Origin of the sequence: Vibrio ponticus (genome assembly GCF_009938225.1) — a bacterium.
In the GTDB taxonomy this organism is placed as follows: domain Bacteria; phylum Pseudomonadota; class Gammaproteobacteria; order Enterobacterales; family Vibrionaceae; genus Vibrio; species Vibrio ponticus.
Window position 1 is genome coordinate 262,731 of sequence record NZ_AP019657.1, and the last position, 12,935, is coordinate 275,665.

The 12,935-nt window shown below is 46.4% G+C and carries 8 protein-coding genes; 6 read left to right on the plus strand and 2 right to left on the minus strand.

Going from position 1 to position 12,935, the window contains the following annotated elements; translation table 11 throughout:
• The first annotated feature begins 197 nt into the window (after window positions 1-197).
• The 6 genes from secA (at window position 198) to GZN30_RS01230 (ending at window position 10,482) form a co-directional block, all read left to right on the plus strand.
• Complete coding sequence (gene secA / locus GZN30_RS01205) at window positions 198-2,930, plus strand: preprotein translocase subunit SecA (protein ID WP_075649281.1); 2,733 nt, start codon at window positions 198-200, stop codon at window positions 2,928-2,930.
• A gap of 346 nt (window positions 2,931-3,276) precedes the next feature.
• Window positions 3,277-3,675, plus strand: a complete 399-nt coding sequence (gene mutT / locus GZN30_RS01210) for an 8-oxo-dGTP diphosphatase MutT (protein ID WP_075649280.1) — start codon at window positions 3,277-3,279, stop codon at window positions 3,673-3,675.
• Between the two features lie 116 nt (window positions 3,676-3,791).
• On the plus strand, window positions 3,792-4,601 hold the full coding sequence (gene dapB / locus GZN30_RS01215) for a 4-hydroxy-tetrahydrodipicolinate reductase (protein WP_075649279.1): 810 nt from the start codon (window positions 3,792-3,794) through the stop codon (window positions 4,599-4,601).
• 527 nt (window positions 4,602-5,128) lie between these two features.
• Window positions 5,129-6,283 (plus strand): glutamine-hydrolyzing carbamoyl-phosphate synthase small subunit, encoded by a 1,155-nt coding sequence (gene carA / locus GZN30_RS01220; RefSeq protein ID WP_075649278.1) that lies wholly within the window; start codon window positions 5,129-5,131, stop codon window positions 6,281-6,283.
• Between the two features lie 16 nt (window positions 6,284-6,299).
• Complete coding sequence (gene carB / locus GZN30_RS01225; RefSeq protein WP_075649277.1) at window positions 6,300-9,530, plus strand: carbamoyl-phosphate synthase large subunit; 3,231 nt, start codon at window positions 6,300-6,302, stop codon at window positions 9,528-9,530.
• Between the two features lie 172 nt (window positions 9,531-9,702).
• Window positions 9,703-10,482 carry a TSUP family transporter gene (locus tag GZN30_RS01230; protein WP_075649276.1) on the plus strand — a complete coding sequence of 260 codons (780 nt, stop codon included), beginning with the start codon at window positions 9,703-9,705 and terminating at the stop codon, window positions 10,480-10,482.
• Here the strand turns inward: GZN30_RS01230 and GZN30_RS01235 are convergent.
• Window positions 10,409-11,278: a LysR family transcriptional regulator gene (locus tag GZN30_RS01235; protein WP_075649437.1), complete on the minus strand. Its 870-nt coding sequence runs from the start codon at window positions 11,276-11,278 to the stop codon at window positions 10,409-10,411. The two genes, GZN30_RS01230 and GZN30_RS01235, sit on opposite strands and share 74 nt — an antisense overlap.
• A gap of 148 nt (window positions 11,279-11,426) precedes the next feature.
• Window positions 11,427-12,887 (minus strand): N-acetylglucosamine-binding protein GbpA, encoded by a 1,461-nt coding sequence (gene gbpA / locus GZN30_RS01240; RefSeq protein ID WP_075649275.1) that lies wholly within the window; start codon window positions 12,885-12,887, stop codon window positions 11,427-11,429.
• Between the last annotated feature and the right edge of the window lie 48 nt (window positions 12,888-12,935).

Genomic DNA, 12,935 nt, shown 5'->3' on the forward strand with positions numbered 1-12,935 from the left:
TAAGAGATTGGTTGTTGAGGGCAAAAGCCCTTACACTAAGCGGCTATAAATAAACACTCAAGCCTTGAAAATCTAAGTTCTCACCACAATATCTGTGATTAATGATTTAACGCAGTATTCTTAGTTTAAAACTGAAAGAGACTGAAGGCATTAAGTAGAGATCGTGCCCGATCGACTGATAGAGAGATTCACACAAGATGATAACTAAGCTACTGACAAAGGTAATTGGCAGTCGCAACGACAGAACATTGCGCCGCCTGAGAAAGATTGTAAAAGAAATCAATAATTACGAGCCAACGTTTGAAGCTCTATCTGATGAAGAACTAAAAGCAAAAACCGTCGAGTTCCGCCAACGTCTAGAGCAAGGCGAAGATCTAGATAAGCTAATTCCTGAAGCATTTGCAACCGTACGTGAAGCATCAAAGCGTGTTTATGGTATGCGTCATTTCGATGTGCAGCTTATCGGTGGTATGGTACTTAACGCTGGTCAAATCGCAGAGATGCGTACTGGTGAAGGTAAAACGCTAACTGCAACACTACCAGCCTACCTAAACGCACTGCCAGGTAAAGGTGTCCACATCGTTACTGTCAACGACTACCTAGCGAAGCGTGACGCAGAGACCAACCGCCCACTATTTGAATTCCTTGGTATGACCGTTGGCGTTAACGTACCAAACATGCCACCGCAAGAGAAAAAAGAAGCTTACCAAGCTGACATTCTATACGGTACTAATAACGAGTTCGGTTTTGACTACCTACGTGACAACATGGCATTCCGTGTTGAAGACCGTGTACAACGTGAACGCTTCTTTGCGGTAGTCGATGAGGTGGACTCGATTCTTATCGATGAAGCACGTACACCACTTATTATTTCTGGTCCTGCAGAGGATAGCTCTGAGCTATACACTCGCATCAACACTTTAATTCCACATCTGCAAAAACAAGATCAGGAAGACTCAGAAGAGTACCGCGGTGACGGTCACTACACAGTTGATGAAAAATCGAAGCAAGTGTACCTAACTGAAAATGGTCAAGAGTTCGTTGAAGAACTGATGATTAAAAACGGCTTGATGGAAGAAGGTGACACACTTTACTCGCCAGCGAATATCAGCCTGCTACACCACGTAAATGCGGCACTTCGTGCACACGTATTGTTTGAAATTAACGTTGATTACATCGTTAACGAGCAAGGTGAAGTGGTCATCGTTGATGAACATACTGGTCGTACAATGCCAGGTCGTCGTTGGTCTGAAGGTCTGCACCAAGCGGTGGAAGCGAAAGAAGGCGTTAAGATCCAGAATGAAAACCAAACTCTGGCATCGATTACCTTCCAGAACTACTTCCGTCTATACGACAAACTGTCAGGCATGACCGGTACCGCGGATACAGAAGCATTCGAATTCCAGTCAATCTATGGCTTGGAGACGGTGGTTATCCCAACCAACAAACCAATGATCCGTAACGATATGCCAGATGTGGTATACCGTACTGAGCAAGAGAAATTTGCGGCAATCATTGAGGATATCAAAGAGCGTGTGGCAAAAGGTCAGCCATCGCTAGTGGGTACGGTGTCGATTGAAAAGTCAGAGCTACTTTCAAACGCACTGAAAAACGCCAACATTAAGCACAACGTACTGAACGCGAAATTCCACGAGAAAGAAGCGGAAATCGTTGCTGAAGCGGGTACACCAGGCGCAGTAACTATCGCAACTAACATGGCTGGTCGTGGTACGGATATCGTGCTAGGTGGTAGCTGGCAAGCGAAAGTTGAGCAGCTAGATAACCCATCGAAAGAGCAAATCGATCAGATTAAAGCGGAATGGCGCGTGGTTCACGACCAAGTGCTAGAGGCAGGTGGTCTGCACATTATCGGTACTGAGCGTCACGAATCTCGCCGTATTGATAACCAGCTACGTGGTCGTTCTGGTCGTCAGGGTGATGCGGGTTCTTCACGTTTCTACCTATCAATGGAAGATGCGCTACTTCGTATCTTTACTTCTGACCGCATGGCAAGCCTAATCCAAAGCGGTATGGAAGAAGGTGAAGCGATCGAATCGAAAATGCTTTCACGTTCAATTGAAAAAGCACAACGTAAAGTGGAAGGTCGTAACTTCGATATCCGTAAACAGCTACTTGAATACGATGACGTGGCGAACGATCAACGTAAAGTGGTTTACGAATTGCGTGACGAGCTAATGAGCGTAGAAGACATTAGTGAGATGATCGAGCAAAACCGTGACGACGTACTGAACGCAATTATCGACGAATACATTCCGCCACAATCTCTAGAAGAGATGTGGGATGTACAAGGTCTGCAAGATCGTCTGAAGAATGATTTCGATCTCGATGCGCCAGTGAAAGAGTGGCTAGCGGCTGACGACAAACTGTACGAAGAAGCGCTACGTGAGAAGATCATCACTCAAGCGGTAGAAGTTTACAAAGGCAAAGAAGAAGTTGTTGGCGAGCAAGTGCTACGTAACTTCGAGAAATCAGTGATGCTACAAACGCTAGATACGCTTTGGAAAGAGCACCTAGCAGCAATGGATCATCTACGCCAAGGTATTCACCTACGTGGCTACGCACAGAAGAACCCGAAACAAGAGTACAAACGTGAATCGTTTGAACTGTTTGAAGGTCTACTAGAGTCACTGAAAACGGACGTTATCACAGTACTGTCTCGCGTACGTGTTCAACAGCAAGAAGAAGTTGAGCGTATGGAAGAGCAGCGTCGTGCTCAAGCTGAAGCGGCTGCACGTCAAGCTCAAGCACAACACGCAACCGCTGAAAACCAACTTGCAGATGGTGAAGAGAACATCGAAGAAGGTGCGCAACAGCCAATGGTACGTGATGAGCGTAAAGTGGGTCGTAATGAGCCGTGTCCATGTGGTAGTGGTAAAAAGTATAAGCAGTGCCACGGCAAGATTGCATAACTTAGTCTGAATCGTCGTTGTGTAGCGTGATTACTGTGTCGATGATGCTCATTTACAGTTGTAAACTGCGCGTCATCTCCTGGTACTCAAACTACACAACTTAGCTTCTAACTATGTTAAATGTGTTGCAGTAAAGGCTGAATATTGCGCGTCGCTGCCTTGTTCTAAGCCATTACAGCTTAACCTAAATCAATCTTAGTATTTGGTTAGCTTCAAAAAACTTAGGTATTGTATGAAGAGTCGCTTAGGCGGCTCTTTTTTTAAGTAAAATTTGGGTTTGGTCTTTCTCGTGGATAAGTGAATAGTTCGCGGGATAGGGAGCAAACCACTTGAGGGAAAGGAAAGTATGAAAAGAATTCATATTGTGGCGGCAGTGATATTTAATCAGGATAAGTCGCAGATTTTTATTACTAAGCGTCCTGATGATAAGCACAAAGGCGGCTTTTGGGAGTTTCCGGGTGGCAAAGTTGAGCAAGATGAAACGATCGAGCAGGCGATGGTGCGTGAGCTTGATGAAGAAATTGGCATCCAAGTGACCGAACAATCTTTGTTCGAGCACCTCGAGTATGACTACCCTGATAAGTCGCTCAAATTTGATTTTATTCTCGTCACTGATTTTAGCGGGAAACCCTTTGGGCGTGAGGGTCAGCAGGGCGAATGGGTAGCGATTAACCAATTGGAAAATTACGCTTTTCCTGAAGCCAATGTGCCAATCTTACAACGCGTGATTAGAGAGTTTTCATGATCAATGTCGCAAAACACTAGCCAGCACAATCGTTTATTGGTAGTTTAGATACGAAGATCTTTTATACGAGATGAGGATCATCTCATCTTGGCACTTAAGCATGGAGAAATCTCGCAATGGTTAGAATTGCAGTTGCAGGAGCAGCCGGTCGTATGGGCCGTAATTTGGTTAAGGCAACCCAGCTAAACCCTGAGTCTCAGTTAGGCGCAGGTTCTGAGCGCCCTGAATCATCACTTGTCGGTGTCGATATTGGTGAATTATGTGGTGAAGGCAAGCTGGAGATTGTTTTAACTGATAACCTCGCGAAAGCAGTTGATAACTTCGATGTCATTATTGATTTTACCGCCCCAGCTAGCACACTAGCGAACCTTGAACTGTGTAAAGCACACGGTAAGAGCATCGTCATTGGCACAACTGGCTTTACCGAGCAAGAACGTGCATTGATTGATGATATTGCTCAACAAGTCCCTGTTGTCATGGCGCCAAACTATTCAGTGGGCGTGAACCTTGTGTTTAAGTTGCTGGAAAAAGCGGCCAAGGTGATGGGTGACTATTGCGATATTGAAATTGTAGAAGCACACCACCGTCATAAAGTTGATGCGCCATCAGGTACCGCGATTGGTATGGGTGAAGCGATTGCTGGCGCTATGGGTAACAAACTCAGTGATGTGGCTGTCTATGCTCGTGAAGGCATTACTGGCGAGCGCACCAAAGATGAGATTGGTTTTGCGACGATTCGCGCCGGCGACATTGTCGGTGAGCACACCGCGATGTTTGCCGATATTGGCGAACGAGTCGAAATCACCCATAAAGCGACCGATCGCATGACATTTGCTAATGGTGCAGTGAAAGCAGCCGTTTGGTTAAATAACAAACAAGCTGGATTTTATACCATGACCGATGTACTCGGTTTAAACGAACTTTAGTCATCAAATTGCACATTGAGCGAGTCAGTGTGTCTAATACCCTAATTTAGATAATTATGCGTCAGCCAAGGCTGGCGCTTTCTTTATCTGCGATACAATCCGCCTCTCTCTTTTGTTCATAAATATCACCAAAATCCTTACTGTTAACCTGTGTTTTACGAGGTTTAGTGTGCTTTTCTCTTTTAGTTCGCCTTAAATTCAACTTATCTAGCTTGCGTAACGTTTGCTAAAGTCTATTTAATTTCTTAGTCACTTTTTGTTGGTGTTTTTTCACTCTTTTGAAAAATGTCGCCATAATCACACGGCTAATGCCAGTTAAAGTTACTATTTTAGCTGCTTTAGCTTTTTTTCTTGTGAATCTTTCAAAAAATGCATTTTATTTTATTATGAATGTTGACACCGCTCACTAGCCTCTTTAGAATTACGCCAATTTGTCTGTAACACCAAAAAACGCGTTTTTATTGCGAAATGGAAGGCAAAGTTGCAAATTAATTTATTATTTATGCATTTTTATTCTGGAGGTTGTCTTGAGTAAATTAGCACTGTTAGTCCTGGAAGATGGGACAGTGTTCCGCGGAGTGTCCATTGGTTCGGATGGTATTTCCGTTGGTGAAGTCGTTTTTAATACCTCGATGACGGGGTACCAAGAAATCCTCACTGATCCTTCCTATTCCCAGCAAATTGTTACACTAACTTATCCTCACATTGGCAATACCGGAACCAATTCCGAAGACGAAGAATCCTCTTCAATCCACGCTCAAGGCCTTGTGATCCGCGATCTTCCTCTTATCGCTTCTAATTTCCGTAACGAACAATCTCTTTCTGATTACCTCAAATCGCAAAACATTGTCGGCATTGCAGACATTGATACTCGTAAGCTCACTCGTATTCTTCGTGAAAAAGGCGCCCAAAATGGCTGTATCGTCGCAGGTTCTTCTATAAATGGAGAGAACCTAGACGAAGCATTGGCGCTAGCAAAAGCGAAAGAATTCCCTGGCTTAAAAGGTATGGATCTTGCGAAAGAAGTTACAACAAAAGAAGCGTATCAATGGAAACAAGGTTCGTGGACGCTCACGGGTGGTCTTCCAGAAGCGCAAGATGACAGCGAACTGCCATACCACGTTGTTGCTTACGACTTCGGTGCCAAGCGCAATATCCTACGAATGTTGGTTGACCGCGGCTGCCGCCTAACAGTGGTTCCAGCTGAAACATCTGCTGAGGAAGTGTTAGCACTGAATCCAGATGGCGTATTCCTATCAAATGGTCCTGGTGACCCAGCTCCATGTACTTACGCGATTGAAGCAACCAAAGTATTCCTAGACAAAGGTCTACCAATTTTCGGTATCTGTCTTGGTCACCAAATTCTGGCGCTAGCGTCAGGCGCACAAACGGTGAAAATGAAGTTTGGTCACCACGGTGCTAACCACCCAGTAAAAGACCTAGACCGTAACGTAGTAATGATTACTTCGCAAAACCACGGTTTTGCCGCTGACGAAGCAACACTACCAGACAATCTACGTGCTACTCACGTATCGCTATTTGATGGCTCACTACAAGGTATCCACCGTACCGATAAGCCAGCATTTAGCTTCCAAGGTCACCCAGAAGCGAGCCCTGGTCCTCATGACGCAGCACCGCTATTCGACCACTTTATCGAACTAATTAAAAAACACAGCGCTTAATTCGGAGTAGTAGATAATGCCAAAACGTACTGACATTCAAAGTATTCTTATTCTTGGTGCTGGTCCGATTGTTATCGGTCAGGCATGTGAGTTTGACTACTCTGGCGCACAAGCATGTAAAGCACTGCGTGAAGAAGGTTACCGAGTAATCCTAGTGAACTCGAACCCTGCAACTATCATGACTGACCCAGATATGGCTGATGCAACTTACATCGAGCCTATTCAATGGGAAGTGGTACGTAAGATCATCGAGAAAGAGCGTCCAGATGCAGTACTACCAACCATGGGTGGTCAAACGGCTCTAAACTGTGCACTTGAACTTGAGCGTCAAGGCGTACTTGCAGAGTTCGGCGTAGAGATGATCGGTGCAACTGCGGATGCTATCGATAAAGCAGAAGACCGTTCTCGCTTTGATAAAGCGATGAAGTCGATTGGTCTTGAGTGTCCGCGTGCAGATACTGCAAAAACCATGGAAGAAGCATACAAAGTGCTCGATATGGTCGGCTTCCCATGTATTATCCGCCCTTCATTTACTATGGGTGGTACGGGTGGCGGTATCGCTTACAACAAAGAAGAATTTGAAGAGATCTGTCGCCGTGGTTTGGACTTATCACCAACTAACGAGCTACTGATTGATGAATCTTTGATCGGTTGGAAAGAGTACGAGATGGAAGTGGTTCGCGACAAAGCGGATAACTGTATCATCGTATGTTCAATCGAGAACTTCGACCCAATGGGTATCCACACCGGTGACTCAATCACTGTGGCACCAGCACAGACTCTAACTGATAAAGAGTACCAGCTAATGCGTAACGCATCGCTAGCGGTACTACGTGAAATCGGTGTAGAAACTGGTGGTTCAAACGTACAGTTTGGTATTAACCCGAAAGATGGCCGTATGGTTATCATCGAGATGAACCCACGTGTATCTCGTTCATCTGCATTGGCATCAAAAGCAACAGGTTTCCCAATCGCGAAAATCGCGGCGAAATTGGCAGTTGGCTTTACGCTAGATGAGCTGCAAAACGACATCACTGGCGGCACGACACCAGCGTCATTTGAACCAACTATCGACTACGTTGTGACTAAGATTCCTCGCTTTAACTTCGAGAAATTTGCTGGTGCAAACGACCGTCTAACCACACAGATGAAGTCGGTTGGTGAGGTAATGGCGATTGGTCGTAACCAACAAGAGTCACTACAAAAAGCCCTGCGTGGCTTAGAAGTAGGTGCTAATGGTTTCGACGAAATGGTTGACCTAGATTCTCCAGATGCACTAACCAAAATCCGTCACGAGCTGAAAGAAGCAGGCGCAGAGCGCATTTGGTACATCGCCGATGCATTCCGTGCGGGCATGTCAGTGGACGGCGTATTTAACCTGACTAACATTGACCGCTGGTTCCTAGTGCAAATTGAAGAGCTAGTGAAACTGGAAGAGCAAGTGAAAGCGGGCGGTTTTGCCGGTCTAACTGAAGCGGTTCTACGTCAGATGAAACGCAAAGGCTTTGCTGATGCGCGTCTATCGAAACTGCTTGGTGTCTCTGAAAGCGAAATTCGTCGCCTACGCGACCAATTTAATATCCACCCAGTGTACAAGCGCGTGGATACTTGTGCGGCTGAGTTCTCATCGGATACGGCTTACATGTACTCATCTTACGATGAAGAGTGTGAAGCAAACCCAACAGACAAAGACAAGATCATGGTATTGGGCGGTGGTCCAAACCGTATCGGTCAAGGTATCGAATTTGACTACTGCTGTGTGCACGCGTCACTAGCACTGCGTGAAGACGGTTACGAAACCATTATGGTTAACTGTAACCCAGAAACAGTATCAACTGACTACGACACGTCAGACCGTCTATACTTCGAGCCAGTAACGCTAGAAGATGTACTTTCAATCGTACGTGTTGAGAAGCCAAAAGGCGTGATCGTTCAGTACGGTGGTCAAACGCCACTGAAACTGGCTCGTGCACTAGAAGCCGCTGGTGTACCAATTATTGGTACTAGCCCTGATGCAATTGACCGTGCAGAAGACCGTGAGCGTTTCCAAGCAGCAGTAGAGCGTCTAGGTCTACTACAACCAGAAAACGCAACCGTAACGACGATGGAACAAGCCGTTGAGAAGTCAAAAGAAATTGGTTTCCCACTGGTGGTACGTCCTTCATACGTACTGGGTGGTCGTGCGATGGAAATCGTCTACGACGAAGCGGATCTACGTCGCTACTTCAACGAAGCGGTAAGCGTATCGAACGAGTCGCCAGTTCTACTTGACCGTTTCCTAGATGACGCAACAGAAGTAGATATCGACGCTATCTGTGACGGTGAGCGTGTTGTGATTGGCGGTATCATGGAGCACATTGAGCAGGCAGGTGTTCACTCAGGTGACTCAGCATGTTCGCTACCAGCCTACACGCTAAGCCAAGAAATCCAAGACAAGATGCGTGAGCAAGTTGAGAAGCTAGCATTTGAATTGGGTGTACGTGGTCTAATGAACACGCAGTTCGCAGTGAAAGACAACGAAGTTTACCTAATCGAAGTTAACCCTCGTGCTGCACGTACGGTTCCATTCGTATCAAAAGCAACCGGCGCACCACTAGCGAAAATCGCTGCACGTGTTATGGCGGGTCAATCTCTTGAGTCTCAAGGCTTTACTAAAGAGATTATTCCACCTTACTACTCAGTGAAAGAAGTGGTACTGCCGTTCAACAAGTTCCCTGGCGTTGACCCACTATTGGGTCCAGAAATGCGCTCTACAGGTGAAGTCATGGGTGTTGGTGCAACGTTTGCTGAAGCTTACGCGAAAGCAGAACTAGGTTGTGGCAGCGTTTACCCTGAAGGTGGTCGTGCACTGCTGTCAGTTCGTGAAGAAGACAAGCAACGCGTCGTTGACCTAGCATCTAAGCTAGTTAAATTGGGCTACCAACTTGATGCGACTCACGGTACCGCGGTTATTCTTGGCGAAGCGGGCATTAACCCTCGTCTAGTGAACAAGGTACATGAAGGTCGTCCTCACATTCTTGACCGTATCAAGAACAATGAGTACACCTACATCGTTAACACGGCAGCAGGTCGCCAAGCGATTGAAGACTCTAAAGTACTACGTCGCGGCGCACTAGCAGAGAAGGTGAACTACACCACGACGCTAAACGCAGCGTTTGCAACCTGTATGGCACACACTGCGGATGCGAAGAGCTCAGTAACATCAGTACAAGAGCTACACGCGAAAGTGAAAGCTAGCCTAGCTTAACTGGCAAATAGTTAGTAACAGCCCACTCAACTGAGTGGGCTTTTTTTGTCTCAATATTAGTGCTTTTTTATTGTTGAAAATTAGGAATAGGTCGTAATCGAATCTTTCGCTAACTCAATAGAGCAAGAGGTGGTAACGTTAGCGTCATACCTACTTAGTTACTGAATAATAGATGGAAATTACATTCGAGATTCTTGCGCTGCTTGCGCTGGTTGCCACTGCTGCAGGGTTTATTGATGCCATGGCTGGTGGCGGCGGCTTATTAACGTTACCCGCGTTACTGGCAGCAGGCGTGCCTCCTACTCAAGCGCTCGCCACCAATAAACTGCAAAGCTCATTTGGCAGCTTTTCTGCCAGTTGGTACTTTGTGCGCAATGGCATTGTTAATCTAAAAGAGATGCGCCTGGCAATTGCTTGCACCTTTATTGGTTCAGCGATTGGCGCCGAAGCGGTGCAATATATAGATGCAGGGGTGCTTACAAGTCTTATTCCTTTGCTGCTGATTGCGATTTCTCTCTACTTTTTACTCGCCCCAACCACTAAACCTGAACAGGGAGAGAGTAAGTTACCAGAAGCCGCATTTGCACTCTGTGTCGGCGGTGGGGTGGGTTTTTATGACGGCTTTTTTGGTCCAGGTACAGGGTCTATCTTTACCGTCTGTTTTGTCGCGATTGCGCAGTTTTCTCTGGTGGAGGCAACCGCACGTACCAAAGTCTTGAACTTCACCTCTAATATTGCTGCGCTGCTGTTCTTTATTTTAGCGGGCTTGCCAATTTGGGAGTTGGGTTTAGTGATGGCGGTCGGTGGCTTTATTGGCGCGCAACTTGGTGCGCGCGTTGTGGTGACCAAAGGTCAGCGCTGGATAAGACCGCTTGTGATCACGATGTCGATGCTGATGGCAACGAAATTACTTTGGGAACAGCACCAACAATGGTTGCAATCAATTTTCTGATACGTTGATTGCGATAGGTGGCAGGGCGCAGGCAGATATTGATTGGTCGAGACAGTGACTGCAGTTGGTTAAAGTGATGGCAGTACTGCGCGTCAATCTGCAACGTATTGATCACCGAGAGTGGTACCAATGCTGGCGCGATACCGGAGAGTGCCAGTTGAGCTGCTGCAGCGTAAGAGTCCATCTGCATGATAGGCTTAATGTTGAGCTGAGTTAAGATGCCGTATTGGTAAGTATTGGCAGGGTTACTCAAATCGTTGGTGATGATGGTTTGTGGTAATTCAGCCAACGGTTGTTTGGCGACGATATAAAACGGTTCATCAAAGAGGGCAAAAGTCATCAACTGGTGTTGAGAGGGCAGGTAGCCAGCACAGATGCCAAGATGGGCTTTGCCGGATTGGACATGTTCGATAATGCGCGGAGTATGGTTGGTCGTCAGGGTCAAATAAGGATCTTGTGCAAAGTAGCCACCGAGAATTGGCGAAAGAAAGCCCGCTACTAACGTTTCCGAGCAATCAAGCCGAATTTGGCTATGTTCCACCATGTTTTGCTGTTCATAGATCAGCCCTCTTAACTCATTGAAGGTCGGACCGATGTTGTCGATCAGCGTTAACGCTTCGCTGGTGAGCTGGACATTCCTACCATCCGGTACAATCAGCTTTTTACCCAGTTTTTTCTCTAAATTGGAAATGCGTTTACTCACTGCCGATTGACTAATATAGAGCAGGCTACCTGTGCGACTCATGGTTTTCGCTTTGCTCAGCGTGATCAGCGTTTCAATACCTTCTAACAACATATCCATTAATGACCAAGTGGAATGAGTGTTTCAATCTACCGCATTTACTGATCACTTGCATAGAAAAACGGCACTCAAGTTGAGTGCCGTAATCGTGTTATTTATCAATCTGCGATGGAAGCAGAACGACAACAAATGCTGCCTAGCATTAGTTCACTTTGTCCCAAGCCATTGTCCAGTGAGAACCGGTTGCTGGAGTGTAGTGAGTGGCGTTTTCTGTCCATTGTGAGCAGTAACCCGAGTATGGGAATGGCTTACATTGGTAGATCTGACCATCGCTTGCCAATACTTTTGTGCCTGCGGTGTAGCTCTTCACATTTTCAGGGAAGATAAAATCGTAGTCGCCTGCTGGTGGCGGTGTTGGCGCGTTAACCAAGTGGAAATCGTAGTTTACTTGATCAACAAGGTTACCTGCCTGATCTTTAATGCGGCTGACTAAAATGTGATGACCTGGCTCTGCTTTCGACAATGTCAGTGAAACTGGCAGATATTGACCATCGCTTAGTTGACCAGTCCAGCTCGCTAGTGCTGCACGACCATGGTTGTAGACGGTAAGTTCTACGTCAATGTCGCCTTCAGCGGCTAGAGTGAGATTAAGCTCTGTTGCTTGTTCGGTAATGGTGTACTCAGACTCAAGACCTTCAATGGTCAAAGCGTACTCTGGTTCTGGCGTTTCAATTTGGTAGCCAATTTCAACACGCTCCAAACTGCTACCCGCTTGCAGGTAAACAGGGTTGCTACCGTATGCTGGGGTAAATTTATCTTCGCGGTATTGACCAGCTTTGATCGCCGTTTGCTCTTGGTTGATCTTGGTCGCTAGGGCATGTGACCAGTTTTTCGCTTGAGTTAAGCTTTGCTCGCTGATGGTGAGCTCAGTGCGATAAGCGACATTTTCACCGCTGTTATCGAATACGCGCGTAAAGACTTTATCGCCGAGGTTAAGATCCATGGTTGGGTTGATTTGACCTGCTTGGTTCCACTCAGGCACAACCGGACCTTGACCATCAAATTTAACGTCAATCACGTTGTAAAAAGCGGCAGCTGTATCGCCCACATCCCAAACGGCTAAGATTACATGGTAACCTTCGCGCTCAGGTACATTACACTCGTGGCTAACTTGTTTTGGTGGCTGCACCATGTTGCCTTCAATCACACAGAATGGATTGAGATCAAAAGAGTCGCGGGACAGAACTTGGTTTGAGTTCCAGTCAGTTTTAGTGATGTAGTATTTCCAATCACGAGTGACGTGGTTAGCAGTAAACGTCCACTCAAAGCTTTGCATACCAGCAGTAATCGGGCGTTTTACCCAGCGATCGGCAGTCTGCTCATCAAGCGCCGTTGCCAGTGCAGATTGTGCGCTAGCAATTTTGCCATCTGCTGGACCTGCTTCAGGGAAACCTTCAGGACCTTCAACACTTTGTGGTTCGTATTGAATCGCACCACAGTTGGTGTTTTTTTCATTGGTGTCAGCGGTTGGGTATTTACACAGCGCTGCGCGGCTGCCAGCGATACCACCGTCGAATTCAGAAACGTAGCCGTGAGCTGCTACTTGACCACTTAGCGCAGTTAGAGCAAGCGCTAGTAGAGTTTTATTTGGCAGTGATTTCATCACATGCTCCTTTATAAGGTTGACTAAAAGCTTCACCTCGGCGCATGC

Excerpts from the sequence above, each read along its gene's own strand:
- mutT (WP_075649280.1), top strand. The coding sequence starts at position 3,277 with ATGAAAAGAATTCATATTGTGGCGGCAGTGATATTTAATCAGGATAAG.
- carB (WP_075649277.1), top strand. The coding sequence starts at position 6,300 with ATGCCAAAACGTACTGACATTCAAAGTATTCTTATTCTTGGTGCTGGT.
- gbpA (WP_075649275.1), bottom strand. The coding sequence starts at position 12,887 with ATGAAATCACTGCCAAATAAAACTCTACTAGCGCTTGCTCTAACTGCG.
- secA (WP_075649281.1), top strand. The coding sequence starts at position 198 with ATGATAACTAAGCTACTGACAAAGGTAATTGGCAGTCGCAACGACAGA.
- dapB (WP_075649279.1), top strand. The coding sequence starts at position 3,792 with ATGGTTAGAATTGCAGTTGCAGGAGCAGCCGGTCGTATGGGCCGTAAT.
- GZN30_RS01230 (WP_075649276.1), top strand. The coding sequence starts at position 9,703 with ATGGAAATTACATTCGAGATTCTTGCGCTGCTTGCGCTGGTTGCCACT.
- GZN30_RS01235 (WP_075649437.1), bottom strand. The coding sequence starts at position 11,278 with ATGTTGTTAGAAGGTATTGAAACGCTGATCACGCTGAGCAAAGCGAAA.